This window comes from Ruegeria sp. (assembly GCF_965243365.1).
Lineage (GTDB): Bacteria > Pseudomonadota > Alphaproteobacteria > Rhodobacterales > Rhodobacteraceae > Ruegeria.
The window spans coordinates 2,488,687-2,501,814 of the sequence record NZ_CBDEUW010000002.1 but is presented as its reverse complement, the minus strand read 5'-3'; the positions used below and the strand labels follow the sequence as shown (position 1 = coordinate 2,501,814).

Here is a 13,128-nt window from a genome sequence, read left to right as displayed (position 1 = left end):
ATGTAGAGGAATCGTGGGTTGGTCAAGGTGCTATACAATGACTGGGTTTGACAGGGATGATCAAGTTCCAGAACCTGGATTCACTATGCTTTTTGGCAATCAGGCAGCCAAGGAAACTATCCCGTATTTCATAGGCGAAGAACAATCTGTACTGATGGCCCTATCCGTTCGACTCCTTCTTCGCTCGCTTCCTCGGATGTTCGTCGCTTTAGTCGAAAAAGACCCCCCAAATATCGATTTCATAATCCTTGGTACATTTCGTGCCGCCATCTCCACAGCAGTCGGGTGCAAGTATCCGAACTTCCTGTCGAACCGAGATGCCGCTTCGGAAGAAGTATTGCAAATGAAGTTGCACCAGCTTGATAGTGTCGTGCATATGGCAAATTGCTGTGCTCAGTTTTTTGGAACGAATAGCGAGAGACGCCGTGCAGAGCTCGTTGCGGGCAGCATCGACGCCTCTCTACTGGCCTTCCCAGAAAACGAAGTTATCAATCAGGTATTGGCTGATCTGGAAGACCACGAGCAAGGAACGACGGATGAACAAGCGTTCTATTCGCCGCTTTTTTCCGTCTACGATCCCCCAGATAGCCACAAAAGTGCGATGTGGTATTTCGACCAAGTACCTAACAGTGGTCCATGGGTGTTTTGGCGAAGCTGGTATCAAGGTTACTTTGATGGGCAACCTTTGGACTGGGAACTCCAAAAACAGATTGCATTGATTGACAATAGTATCTGGAACGCTGGACCGAATGCGATAGCTGATGAAATCAGGCGAGTTCGAGCGCGGTTGAAGGTCGAATCTTCATTGGCTGAACTCAAGGTCCACTTGGAGGCAAAGCGACTTGCCCGCCATGGCATCGGCGGGAACAACCCTCCTGAGAGCATTCAAGACAAGCCTTTGTCCGGCGCAATAACACTGATTTGGGAAGCCAAAGAGGAACTCTCGACCGCGTTGAAGCAGGAAAATCCTGCTCGCGAGTGGATTCAGGCGATACTGGTTAAGTTCAAATCCGGTTTAATTGACCTTCTCAAATGGTGTACTCGAAAGGTCAATTTAGCTGTTGGCACCGCAATCATAGTTGGAACCACCAAAGGTACGACCGTTGTCGTGGATGCTTACATCGCCAAACATCCAGAGAAGATTGAAGCGTTGATTGAAACTTTGGAGGAGTGGCTGCCGTTCCTCTCATGACGGGCGCCGGGCTGAATCCCGGCCTACAGGGTGGGGTGTTTCTGACTCGTCTATTCACTTTTTTGAACCCACCGATTGATCCCGAATCCACTTTGATTCATACTCCGCCGCAGACCGAGAGGGGCGAAAGACCCGTCCGGGCAGGCAAAAAACGAGGCTCGAGTATGAAACAGTTCCTCTTAATCGCATTTTGTGCGGCATCGCTGACAACAGTTGCTCCGGCTGCGGACGCCGCGCAGATCAAGCAGGCGTGTTTGGCGTCGGATCGCGAGGCGGCGACGCGGGCGCGGTGCAGTTGCATTCAGCACGTCGCCAATCAGGCGCTCACCAGCAGCGATCAGAAGACCGTGGCCAAATGGTTCGGCGACCCGCATCAGGCGCAGGAGCTGAAGATGTCGCAGACTGCGCGCGATGATGCGTTGTGGGATCGGTATCAGAACTTTGGCCAGATGGCGCAGGCAATCTGCAGCTAAGCCCTTCTGCAACCTTGACCTGACCTGCCCTGCGCCCCAGAAATGGCGCAGCGAAAGGTATGTGCGATGGTGATGAAAGGGCTGACCCTGCGGGGCCTCGAGGTGTTCGAGGCGCTGGCGCGGACGGGATCGGTGGCACAGGCGGCCGAGATCACCGGGCTCAGCCAGCCTTCGGTCAGCCAGCAGTTGCGCAATCTGGAAAAGGCCTTGGGCACCGATCTCGTCGATCACGGACGGCGGCCGATGCGGCTGACGCAGGCCGGGCGCAGCTTTCTGGCGCGCGCCGAGACGGTTCTGGCCGAACTTCAAATGGCCCAAAGCGAACTGACCGTTATGGACCTGGGTCATCTGACCACGCTCTCGATCGGGTTGATCGACGATTTCGATAATGATCTGACACCGCGTCTGGCGACCCTGCTGGCCGACAGCCTGACCCGGTCAAAGTTCAAACTGATCACTCTGCCCAGTCTGGACCTGTTTGAGGAACTCGAGGCGCAGCGCCTGCATATGGTTGTCTCGGCCCATAGCGGAGAGGTGTTTGAAGGGGTGGTAGAATACCCTTTGGTTCAGGACCCGTTCATTCTGGTGACTCCCAAGGCCATCGAAAACCCAACACGCGATCTGCCCTTTCTACGCTATGCGCGCGAGCAACTAATCAGCCGGCAGATCGAAGGTCATCTGGCCCGGCAACAGCTGGAGTTTGAGGAACGCTTCGAGATCGGTTCGCACCTGGCGCTGATGGCCATGGTGGCGCGCGGGCTTGGTTGGGCCATCACGACCCCGCTGGGCTATATGCGCGCCACCCGGTTTCATGACGTGCTTGACGTACATCCGGCCCCATTCGGAGACCATGGGCGCACGATTTCCCTGTTCACGCGCACCGACTTGGCCGGGCAGGTCCCGCAGGAGGTCGCGGGAATGATGCGACGCCTTATGAAAAGCCAGATTATTGATCCGGCAATTACAAAATTACCCTGGCTGAGCGGACGTTTGAAAGTATCAGACTAGTCGTCCAGATGCGCCCTCAGCCCTTCGACCGCTGTTTCGATCAGATCCAGCGCACCATCGAAATCGCGGGTGTAGTACGGGTCGGGCACATGTTCCGCGCCGGTTTCGGGCGCAAAATCCGTTAACAGGCGCACGGGCGTTTCATTCCCCGCAGGGCGCAAATCTTCGATATCGGCAATATTGCGCGCGTCCATGCCGATGATCAGATCGAACCTGTGGAAATCCTCTGCCGAAAACTGCCGCGCACGCAGATCGCCAAGGTCGATCCCGCGGACCAATGCCGCGTTTTGCATCGGTCCGTAAGGTGGATCTCCGACATGCCATCCCGAGGTGCCTGCGCTATCTGTTTCAAAATGCGGCGCGCGGGACCGAAAGGCGCCCTCGGCGGCCGGGGACCGGCAGATATTGCCCAAACAGACGAAAAGGATACGGTGTGTCATGGGGCAAGCTTTAGCGCGTGAGACAAGTATGGAAAAGATCGTCATTCTGACAGGAGCCGGAATATCTGCGGAAAGCGGGTTGAGCACGTTTCGGGACGAAGGCGGTTTGTGGGCACAACACCGCATCGAAGACGTGGCCACGCCCGAGGGCTTCGCCCGCGACCCTGCGCTGGTGCACGGGTTCTACAATGCCCGCCGGGCGCACGCGGCCCAGGCAAAACCAAACGCGGCGCATAGCGCGTTGGCCCGGCTGCAAAGGGACTGGCCCGGCGACGTCATCATCGTGACCCAGAATGTGGACAGTCTGCACGAAGCAGGTGGAGCCGAAGACGTCATTCACATGCACGGCAGTCTGGCTGGCGCGCTTTGCGCCGCCTGCGGTCACAGGTGGGCGGCGCCCCCAGAGATGGCCGTGGGTGAGCCCTGCCCTGCGTGCCACGCACCGGCTGCGCGGCCTGATGTCGTCTGGTTCGGCGAGATGCCGTATCAGATGGACGTGATTTATGATCACCTGGCCAACGCTCGGATTTTCGCCAGCATAGGCACGTCGGGTCAGGTCTATCCGGCCGCAGCCTTTGTCCACGAAGCCATCGCAGGTGGGGCCCGCACCGTCGAACTGAACCTTGAGCCTTCGGCTGGAAGTTCAAGTTTTGACGAAACAATTCTGGGGCCTGCTACGGAAACGGTCCCACGCTGGGTGAACAAACTCCTTGGTCAGCGCTAAGGCTGTGGGTACAGATTGTTTATGCCTCAATCGGTTGGATTGCGGCCAGATTTTGGAGATGGGATGAACATGACAGACCCAAACGCAAAAGACGGTGAAATCCTGGACGAGACCACCATGCGCTCGCGAGACGCGCTCAGCGACAATCTGGCAAGCCTGTGGTGGACATTCCTGTTGCGCGGCGTGCTGGCCGCTGTGGTCGGGATCGCGGCGCTGTTCTGGCCGACTGGAAGCATCTCGCTGTTGCTGCGGCTGGTCGGGTTTCTTCTAATCCTGGATGGCGGCCTGACCCTGGTCGGATTTGGACGACGCGGAGTGATCGGCGGTGCGGGCATTGTCGCCGCGCTTATTGGTCTGGTCTTGCTGATCTGGCCCGAAGGCGCGGCCCGACTGGCGTTTTTCCTGCTGGGTGCGTGGGCGCTTGTCATGGGGATCGGTTCGATGATGGCGCTGTCCCAGATGCATGCTCAGGATCCGGAACGCATGATTGTGTAGAGTCGGGGAGAGGCGCGCCCTGCTGTAGGTGTGGGGAGTAGCTGTTATCCGGCGGCTTTCGCGTAGTGCCGGTGCCTCAGTCCTCACCATGGCCACGTTTCCTCGTCCCCGCTCATCAAACCGGACGTGCGGCTTTCCCGCATCCGGCTTTCCGACAGGTCATGCCTTCGCCCACGGAAGGCCCTTCGTCATTGGCGCAAGGCGTAGCAAGCCGTAGGTGTTCCACAGCCGTTCGTCCGGGTAGCGCACATACTTCCCAGCTTTCACCTTGTGCTTTCGACAGAGCCATTGTCGCAGCCGCTTGGTCGTGTGCGCATCAATCGCCGCATAGGCCGAACTGACTTGTCCGAGGTGGTAATAGTTCGCCCAGCCGGACAGCATCCAGTTGAGACGGCGCACCATATCCCCAGAACTCATCAGCCCATACTTTGCAGCGGTCTGCGCACTGATCTTACGGCAGATGCTTTTGACGCTCGCCTTGCTGGGTTTGGTGCCAATATAGGCACCCCCCTGCGGGCGGTAGTTGCGTCCGATGCGATACCCCAGAAACTCAAGCGCCTCTTCCGGGCATCGCAAGCATCGGGTCTTGTCGTCGTTGATCGCCAGCTTCAGGCTATCCATGATCTGCCTGACCGCCGCCAGCATTTCTGCCGCCGGGGCCTTGCCGAGAACACAAAAGTCGTCCGCATAGTTCACGATCTCTGACCGAAAGCGCCGGGCGTAGCCCAGCACTGTCCAGCCCAGAATGAACCGGCGCATGTAAAGGTTGCTGAGGAGCGGTGAGATGGGGGCACCTTGGGGTGTTCCCTTCCGCTCGTGGCGGGCGCGGTTCAAGCGGCGCTTGCCGCCCTTTCCGTCCTCCTCTTCTACCGGCATTTCCAGCCATGCCTTGATGAGGCCGAGCATCCGCCCATCGCTCACGCGGCGGGCAATGCTCTTCATCAGTTCGGCATGGGGGATTTCGCCGAAGTAGTTGGACAAGTCGCCGTCTACAACCTCGTTATGTCCGGTATTCACAAGCCGATGAATGCGATTGACCGCATCCGTCGCGCTCCGTTCCGGTCGGTAGGCATATTGCTCCGGTTGCAGGTCGGCCTCAAAGATCGGCTCAAGCACAAGCGTCGCCGATGTCTGCGCCACCCTGTCCCGTATGCAGGGAATGCCCAATGGCCGGAACTGGCCGGGCTGTTTCTTCGGGATCAGAACCTGTCGCACCGCTTTTGGTGTGTAGGTTCCGTCCTTCAAGTCCTGCGACAATTCCCCGAGCCATTGCTCCACGCCATACGCTTCGATGTGGTCGACTGTCTCTCTGTCCACCCCGGCGGAGCCGCCATTCAGGCGCACCCTGTCCCAGGCTTCCGTTAGAAAGTCCATTCGCCACACCTTGTCGATGAGGGCGTGAAAGCGCCGGTCGGGTTCTTCCTTCGCTTTCGCATGTAGCATGGTCTGGAGTTTCTGAACACGTTGTGACCCTGTTAGGTTTTGACCAGTGGTCATGCCTTGCTTCCTTCTCCATACTCTTCTGAAGTCAGGCCCCTTTCCTCGACCGGCATTACCCGGCGTCCTCGGTACTACGGGCCTGTCCGCCACCCTGTCGGCCCGGTCTGTCCCTTGCGGGGAACCGGTTGGCGTGCGCGCGCCACCGACAGGGCTTCCCGTGTTGCCACGTTTTCCATCTTCCATACGTGCCGACGCCAATACCCCGGCGGGAACAGACTGGTGCGTATGTCGCTTGCTTCCCAGTCTGTCGTCGGACTTCCCCAGATACGTGGTGGGTCGTCTCCCGCATTAACCTTTTCGAGGCCTGCTCGGCGTTCACTCGCGTTCCGGCCCGCATGGTCGCTGAGTTGCTCTCGCAACCCTTCTACCTGAGTGCTTCAGACCATGTCGTTACCTCCGTGATCCGCTCAGGCTGCTACCAACCGAAGCGACAATTGTTAGGCGGGATTCGCACCCGCTAGGAAAACGCGCCTTTCCACGGCGCACACGCAACTCTGGCCTGGCAGCCCTGGCGATTGGCTTGGTGCTGATGTTTTGGCCCGGTAGCGGCCTTGTGGCATTGGGCTGGGCTATCGCCTTCTCAGCTTTGGCGATTGCCGTGGTCATGTTTTTCCTGGCCGCACGCTTCAAACGTGCGGGTGACCGCCTTGGGATGCGCTCCGTCAACCGATAACGCAACAGACCGGGCATAGCCCGGTCTGACGCGTGGATGAGGGCTGTTTTTGCGGCCCGAAGACAGGCGTACCCTCAGTGGGAATGCGCGCCGTCTTCTTTGCGTTCCAGATCAACCGGGATCTCGACCTTCACTTCACCGGCTTGCTCAAAGATCAGCGTGACCGGCACTGTCTCGCCATGTTCAAATGGTTCGGTCAACCCCATGAACATCACGTGGTCGCCGCCGCGTTTCAGCATGTGGCCCTCGCCTGCGGGTATGACAAAACCTTCTTCGACATGGACCATTTTGGCCACGCCAGCGTCATCGATCTTGTGAGTGTGCAGCTCAACCCGTGCGGCGACCTCTGATTGCACCCCGATCAGCCGGTCGTCGGCTTCACCCTGATTAACGATCATCATGAAAGCTGCGCCTGCTTTGGCGTTTTTTCCAGATGAACGGGCATAGGCGTCATCGACCTTGATTTCGCTTCCGGCCCAGGCGGTTGCGGCCAGGGAAACTGCTGCGAGTGAGGACAGAATTGTGGATTTGAAGGACATTTAGCCTCTCCTTGATATGTCTGATTTTCTCGTTGGGTCAGACCAAGGCAGGCGGCGCGCGCGCAGGAGTTTGCGGTACAGGGGCAGCGATCAACCCATCTGCGTTCAGAAGAACCGTATGGCGCGGCGTCTCAGGAGGCTGTGGCATGTCCACCTGCGGGTCCAAAACCGCGCCAAGCAAGGACAGAACGTAGTCGGGGCAATAATGCGGTGCGCGGGTGGGCTGCCCCTCTTCGTCCATATAAACGACGACCGGGCCAGTTCCGGTGCACAACACCATCTGACCGACAGCGCGGTCCACACCGCGCGAGGCCGCGACGCCCTGGCCAGTCAAGATGACCAGCACAGACAATGCCATCGATAAAGTGATGCGAATAACAGCCGTCATGCTGGTCAGAGGTATAAGTCAGGGAAACCCCGGGCTTCAATCGCTGATCGCAGCCCTGCGGCGATGCGTCAGTTATCCAGCCCGGGGCGTTTGACCGTTTCAACGGTCAGACTGTTATGTTGCCGATTGACCCGCTGCTGCATTCGAGTGCAGGTGCCAAGAGCTTTGCCCAGAAATGCGGGCAGCAGAGTCAGGAAATCAAAGACTTTTGTAGGCATTGAAATGTCTCCGCCAATTTGAATATGAGCAAACTTAACTCACATTCAGACCCCGATATGTGAACAAGATCACCAACGGAACGGATTTAATAATTAATTAATAATTGCTGGAGAGAAGACGGAAACGAAAAACCCCACACCATCGGGTGCGGGGCTTAAGCATTCAACAAGAAAGTAAGGCTTAGGCCGAGGCTTGTGCCTTGACGATTTCCTTTTTCACTTTCAGAGCGTTTGCGGACAGCTCTTCATCCTTGGCTTTGGCCAGGAACGCGTCCAGACCACCACGGTGGTCAACCGAACGCAGGGCAGCGGCCGAGATACGCAGCTTGACGCCACGACCCAGGGTTTCCGACTGCAGGGTAACGTCGTTCAAGTTCGGCAGAAAACGACGACGAGTTCTGTTTTTGGCGTGGCTGACATTGTTGCCAGTCATCGGGCCTTTTCCGGTCAGTTCGCAACGGCGCGACATGGTTTCTTCCTTTGTTTCTGGAGGCCGGGCAAGATGCCTGCGGCCAAATCACAAGGGGCGCAACCCGAAGTCGCGCCCGAAAACTGGTTGGATGCGTGTAGTGGGAATCGCGACAAGGGTCAAGACGGCTGCGGCGAAATCTTTAAGCAGGCGTAGATTTCCTTTTTCCCTAAATGACCGGGGTCTGCAACAGGGGTTTGTTATTCTTCAGATGCCTGGCAATCAGCTGTGCCTGCAATCGCCCCCGCGGGATCGGGCGGGCCGGGTTTGCGACATAGTCAAGTTCGGCCAACTCGGGAAAAATCGTGAAAATTTCCTGCCGTGACTCAGAGCTGAGAGACTTTAGCGCTTCGGGCCCGGTATACAGGCTTTCAGTTGGAGCATCTTCGGCAAAGATCACCTGATGCTTGTCGAAGAGCAGATGAAAATATTCGACGCTCTCAGCGTGTTCATCCACGAAAATCCCGGGCAGAACGGTTAACTTGATCGCAGGGACCAGTACCTCGCTGGTGCCAAACATGCGCCGCGCGATTCTGGATTGCACCAACATCCGATGCTGCCGCGACACCACAAGATCGCGCCGGGGAAGACCCTCGCCCAGCGCACCGGCCAGAATGCGCACCGGTCGGAGCTTTGGATTCTCATGCAACATCGCAGCGGTCAGCTTTCGACGTCCGATCCAGAGAATGGGGCGCATGCCTTCCCCCAGGGTTGGGATCAGGTCACCAACGCTCAAATCCTGTATCGGCATCGGTCCATTTTGCGTCAATATCTCGGTGCCATAGGTAAAACACGTAACACCCGTCCCCGTTTCGAACCCCGCGTAGCCGGCGGTTTTGCCGGACGGCAACGTGAAGGATCCGCTGGACAGTGAATAGCTGACACCATCCAGAACCGTGAAAGTTCCGTGTGTGTCATCCACCACAACTGTACCGGTGGGAAGATTTAACTGATCCGTTCCCGCACCGCCCTGGATCGTTCCGGCGACATCCGTGCTGCTGAAATTCAGGGTGTCATTACCACTGCCAAGCCGCAGATCACCAACCGTGGAGCCAGTGACAGTAATCACGTCCGACCCTGACCCACCGGTCAGGCGCCCCCCGACTGTGCTGTCGGTTACCGTGATCGTATCGCTGCCACCGTTGCCGAGGACGTTATTTGGAATCGTGCTGTCCGTGACATCAATCTGGTCATCGCCATTACGCCCCCTGACATTATCTATCGGTGTCCCCTGCGGCGTGCCGTTCAGGGTTCCGTTGTCATCCGTGACATCGATATTGTCGTTGCCGGTTGTCCCGTTGATATTGGGCATGGGTTACGGCTCCGTCATCGGCGGCCAAAAACATTTACATATAATATACCATTAAATTTTGCAGCGACCAACCTAGCAACACAACCTTAAATTGCATCGCAGCTTTTTTCGGCTACCATTGCCAGCCCGCTCTACCGGACCTGCGTTTAGTTCAAATCAGCCAACATCCGTTCCGCTGCTGCCGAAGGGCTGAGTTTTCCGGCCCTGACTTCGGCCCCCAGCCGCCCTAGCAAACCGCGGGCCTGCGTGGTCGATAAACGGGCCAGAAGGGCTGCGCGGACCTCTTGTTCGAACCAATATTGTGCCTGCACGGCGCGGTTTTGCGCCCAATACCCGGCCTCACGCCGCCAGGCGATGAGGCTTTGCATTTCCTCCCACGCATGCTCCAGCCCATGTTCCTCGACTGCAGAGACCGTCATGGCCTTGGGAAACCCCTCCGGGTCCTGAGGACGCTTGCGCAACAATCGCAGGGCCCCGGCATAGTCGGCGCAGGTTCGGGTGGCCGTGGCCTTCAGGTCTCCGTCGGCCTTGTTGATCAGGATCATGTCGGCCATTTCCATGATGCCGCGCTTGACCCCTTGCAACTCGTCCCCACCAGCCGGGGCGAGCAGCAGCAGAAAAAGGTCGGACATCTCGGCCACGACCGTCTCGGATTGACCAACGCCAACGGTTTCGATCAATACAACGTCGAACCCAGCGGCCTCGCACAGGGCAATGGCCTCGCGCGTGCGCCGCGCCACCCCGCCCAAATGGCTTTGGCTGGGCGACGGGCGAATAAAAGCGTTTTTCTCACGGCTCAGACGCTCCATTCGGGTCTTGTCGCCCAGAATCGAGCCGCCAGACCGGGCCGAGCTGGGATCAACGGCCAGAACAGCCACACGCAGCCCCTGCCCCGTCAGCATCATGCCAAAGCTTTCAATGAAGGTAGATTTGCCGACCCCGGGGGTTCCCGACAGGCCGATGCGCAGGGCCTGCCGATCCGCTCCGGAAAGGCGGTCCAGCAACGCAGCGGCCTGGGCGCGATGATCCGACCGCCCGCTTTCGACCAAAGTGATCGCGCGCGCCAATGCCCGGCGTTCACCGTTCAAAATTCTGTCGCCCAGTTCGGCGGTATTCATCAGCGACTTCCTCGTCAAAACCTGCCCTAGATGAAGGCCCAGCACCGGAAATGTCCAGCACCAACAAGCGTAGCAGCGTTCTGGACCTTGGCCGACGCTTTGGCGATAAGGCTGCATGATCCGATTGCCTATAGACGAGGTCCTTCCCGACCTGATTGCCTCTGTCAAAGAGTGTGGCCGCGCCGTGCTGCAAGCTCCTCCGGGTGCAGGCAAAACGACGCGTGTGCCGTTGGCCTTGTTGGAAAGCGGCGTTTGCAAGGGCCGGATCGTGATGTTGGAGCCCCGAAGGCTGGCTGCGCGCGCCGCTGCCGAGCGGATGGCAGAAACCCTGGGCGAGCCTGTGGGCCAGACTGTCGGCTACCGGATTCGCGGTGAGACCAAGGTGTCGAAATCCACCCGGATCGAAGTGGTGACCGAGGGCATTCTGACCAGAATGCTGCAATCCGACCCCGACTTGCCCGGTATCGGCGCAGTGATTTTTGACGAGTTCCATGAACGGTCGCTGAATGCCGATCTGGGTCTGGCATTATGTCTTGAGGTTGCCGGCGCGTTGCGGGACGACCTTATCCTCATTGCGATGTCGGCGACACTGGATGCAGAACCGGTCGGGGAATTGATGGGCGCGCCGCTTGTGACCTCGGAGGGCTCCAGTTTCCCGGTTCAGACACGTTGGCTGGATCGGCCATTGGGTCCTCAATCCCGGCGGCTAGACGCTCTGACCGATTTGGTCGTTCAGGCCGAGCGCGAGACGCGGGAAACCGGCGGCGGAATTCTGGTCTTCCTACCAGGAGAAGGTGAAATTCGCCGCGCCGAGTCTTCCCTGGCTGGGCGATTGCCGCGAGACTGCACCATCCGGCCTTTGTTTGGTGCCCTGACCTTCGCCGCACAGCGCGCCGCAATCGCGCCAGCGGAAACTGGCCGCAAAGTGGTGCTGGCCACATCGATTGCCGAAACCTCGCTGACCATACCGGACATTCGGGTTGTGGTGGACATGGGGCAGGCACGTCGGGCCAGATTTGACCCGGGCTCGGGCATGTCCCGCCTTGTGACCGAACGCGTCACGCGCGCCGAGGCGACGCAGCGCACAGGGCGTGCCGGGCGAGTGGCCGAAGGGACATGTTACCGGCTGTGGTCCAAGGGTGAAGAGGGTGCTTTGGCCGCCTTTCCGCCCGCCGAGATCGAGGCAGCCGACCTGACCGGTCTGGCGTTGGAACTCGCCCTGTGGGGGGCTGACGCCAGCGATTTGGCCTTCATGACGCCACCGCCTCAAGGCGCCCTGACCGAGGCGCGGGCATTGTTGGTCACGCTGGGCGCATTGGATGAAAAAGGAAGGATAACCGACCACGGGCGCGCTTTGGCCGCCCTGCCGTTGCATCCAAGGCTTGGCCACATGCTGGTTCACGCGGGAGCGGACGCGGCATTGTTGGCCGCGCTGATGGCCGAACGCGACCCACTGAAAGCTGCACCTGTGGATCTGATGCTGCGGTTGGAAGCGCTGCGGGATATCCGCACGTTTCAGCGCAATCGCCCGTGGCAGGTGAACCAAAGCACGTTGGAACGAACCAAAGCCGAAGCCAAGCGATTGCGCGCTCAGGCCAAAAGCGCGCGAACCGACCTGAGCCCGGCAGCCATGGCAGCGCTTGCTTACCCGGATCGGATCGGGCAACGCCGGAAAAGTGATCAGCCGCGCTATATCTTGTCCGGTGGAAAAGGGGTTGCGTTGGATAGCAGTGACACGCTGGCCGCAGCCCCCTTTCTGGTGATCTTAGATACCGACGGAAACCCTCGGGAGGCAAAGGTGCGCATGGCGGCGCACATCTCGGAAGGCGAGATAAGGGACCTCTTTGCCGAACAGATCGCATGGGTCGAAAGCTGTGTATGGTCCAAGCGTGACCGGCGCGTGGTCGCCCGACGACAGGAACGGTTTGGCGCGATCGCGCTCAGCGACCGCATCTGGAAAGATGCCCCGGATGACATCATCTCTCGGGCTATGCTGGATGGGGTTCGTGATCTGGGCCTGAGGCTGGACGGCGCGCCTGCCCGGCTGGCTTCGCGGGTTGAACTGGTGCGGTCCGAGGGCGTGGTGCTACCCGATTTCTCGATCCCTGGCCTGATGGATGATCTTGAAAACTGGCTGCTGCCCATGCTTTCAGGCGTACGCAGCGCGGATGACTGGAAGCGGTTCGACCCCCTTCCTGCTTTGCGCGCGCGGCTAAGCTGGGACCAAACGCAAGAGCTGGATCGGCGGGCTCCGGGTGCCTTCGTGACCCCTCTGGGTCGAAAAATCCCAATCGATTACAGTGGGGCGACCCCCGAAATCGCGCTGCGGCTGCAAGAGGTGTTTGGCGTCACCAAACATCCGATCGTGGGCGGACAACCTCTGAAGATCACCCTTCTGTCCCCGGCCCAGCGCCCGATCCAGATCACGCGTGATCTGCCGGGATTCTGGGCAGGGTCCTATGCGGATGTTCGCAAAGATATGCGGGCCCAGTACCCGAAACATCCGTGGCCTGAAGACCCAACCCAAGCCGACCCAACTTTGCGGGCCAAACGGCGCAGCAAGTAAACCAATTTGGTAT

At 58.9% G+C, this 13,128-nt stretch carries 15 protein-coding genes; 7 read left to right on the top strand and 8 right to left on the bottom strand.

The features are described from left to right. Positions 1–37 precede the first annotated feature (37 nt). The 3 genes from ACP0GE_RS16105 (at position 38) to ACP0GE_RS16095 (ending at position 2,673) form a co-directional block, all read left to right on the top strand. Positions 38–1,192: a hypothetical protein gene (locus ACP0GE_RS16105; protein ID WP_424832928.1), complete on the top strand. Its 1,155-nt coding sequence runs from the start codon at positions 38–40 to the stop codon at positions 1,190–1,192. A gap of 164 nt (positions 1,193–1,356) precedes the next feature. After that, positions 1,357–1,665, top strand: coding sequence for a hypothetical protein (locus tag ACP0GE_RS16100; RefSeq protein ID WP_424832927.1), 309 nt, complete (start codon positions 1,357–1,359; stop codon positions 1,663–1,665). Positions 1,666–1,731: 66 nt separating this feature from the next. Further along, the gene (locus tag ACP0GE_RS16095) at positions 1,732–2,673 is read left to right on the top strand and encodes a LysR family transcriptional regulator (RefSeq protein WP_424833863.1); all 942 of its coding nucleotides are present in this window, start codon (positions 1,732–1,734) and stop codon (positions 2,671–2,673) included. On the opposite strand, the gene ACP0GE_RS16090 is transcribed toward ACP0GE_RS16095, so the two are convergent. After that, positions 2,670–3,113 (bottom strand): low molecular weight protein-tyrosine-phosphatase, encoded by a 444-nt coding sequence (locus tag ACP0GE_RS16090; RefSeq protein ID WP_424832926.1) that lies wholly within the window; start codon positions 3,111–3,113, stop codon positions 2,670–2,672. The genes ACP0GE_RS16095 and ACP0GE_RS16090 overlap by 4 nt on opposite strands. A 28-nt stretch (positions 3,114–3,141) precedes the next feature. On the opposite strand from ACP0GE_RS16090, the gene ACP0GE_RS16085 reads away from it, so the two are divergent. Further along, positions 3,142–3,837 carry an NAD-dependent deacylase gene (locus tag ACP0GE_RS16085; protein ID WP_424832925.1) on the top strand — a complete coding sequence of 232 codons (696 nt, stop codon included), beginning with the start codon at positions 3,142–3,144 and terminating at the stop codon, positions 3,835–3,837. A 69-nt stretch (positions 3,838–3,906) separates the two neighbouring features. Further along, positions 3,907–4,332: an HdeD family acid-resistance protein gene (locus ACP0GE_RS16080; RefSeq protein ID WP_424832924.1), complete on the top strand. Its 426-nt coding sequence runs from the start codon at positions 3,907–3,909 to the stop codon at positions 4,330–4,332. 159 nt (positions 4,333–4,491) lie between these two features. Here the strand turns inward: ACP0GE_RS16080 and ltrA are convergent, their stop codons facing one another. Beyond that, on the bottom strand, positions 4,492–5,829 hold the full coding sequence (ltrA, locus tag ACP0GE_RS16075) for a group II intron reverse transcriptase/maturase (protein ID WP_424832923.1): 1,338 nt from the start codon (positions 5,827–5,829) through the stop codon (positions 4,492–4,494). 415 nt (positions 5,830–6,244) lie between these two features. Here ltrA and ACP0GE_RS16070 point away from each other — a divergent pair, with 415 nt between their 5' ends. Further along, positions 6,245–6,505, top strand: a complete 261-nt coding sequence (locus tag ACP0GE_RS16070) for a DUF308 domain-containing protein (RefSeq protein ID WP_424833862.1) — start codon at positions 6,245–6,247, stop codon at positions 6,503–6,505. A 74-nt stretch (positions 6,506–6,579) separates the two neighbouring features. On the opposite strand, the gene ACP0GE_RS16065 is transcribed toward ACP0GE_RS16070, so the two are convergent. From ACP0GE_RS16065 to meaB, 6 genes are all read right to left on the bottom strand, one after another. After that, entirely contained in the window at positions 6,580–7,044 is a 465-nt protein-coding gene (locus ACP0GE_RS16065) for a copper chaperone PCu(A)C (protein ID WP_424832922.1), read from the bottom strand. 37 nt (positions 7,045–7,081) lie between these two features. After that, a complete protein-coding gene (locus ACP0GE_RS16060) occupies positions 7,082–7,432 on the bottom strand; it encodes a hypothetical protein (protein ID WP_424832921.1) in 351 nt (116 codons plus the stop codon). Between the two features lie 68 nt (positions 7,433–7,500). After that, on the bottom strand, positions 7,501–7,650 hold the full coding sequence (locus tag ACP0GE_RS16055) for a hypothetical protein (protein WP_424832920.1): 150 nt from the start codon (positions 7,648–7,650) through the stop codon (positions 7,501–7,503). A 181-nt stretch (positions 7,651–7,831) separates the two neighbouring features. After that, positions 7,832–8,119, bottom strand: coding sequence for a 50S ribosomal protein L28 (gene rpmB, locus ACP0GE_RS16050; protein ID WP_424832919.1), 288 nt, complete (start codon positions 8,117–8,119; stop codon positions 7,832–7,834). Positions 8,120–8,288: 169 nt separating this feature from the next. Beyond that, entirely contained in the window at positions 8,289–9,431 is a 1,143-nt protein-coding gene (locus ACP0GE_RS16045) for a Hint domain-containing protein (protein WP_424832918.1), read from the bottom strand. Between the two features lie 146 nt (positions 9,432–9,577). Continuing rightward, a complete protein-coding gene (gene meaB / locus ACP0GE_RS16040; protein WP_424832917.1) occupies positions 9,578–10,549 on the bottom strand; it encodes a methylmalonyl Co-A mutase-associated GTPase MeaB in 972 nt (323 codons plus the stop codon). Between the two features lie 115 nt (positions 10,550–10,664). On the opposite strand from meaB, the gene hrpB reads away from it, so the two are divergent. Further along, positions 10,665–13,115 carry an ATP-dependent helicase HrpB gene (hrpB, locus tag ACP0GE_RS16035; protein WP_424832916.1) on the top strand — a complete coding sequence of 817 codons (2,451 nt, stop codon included), beginning with the start codon at positions 10,665–10,667 and terminating at the stop codon, positions 13,113–13,115. The last annotated feature ends 13 nt before the right edge of the window (positions 13,116–13,128 follow it).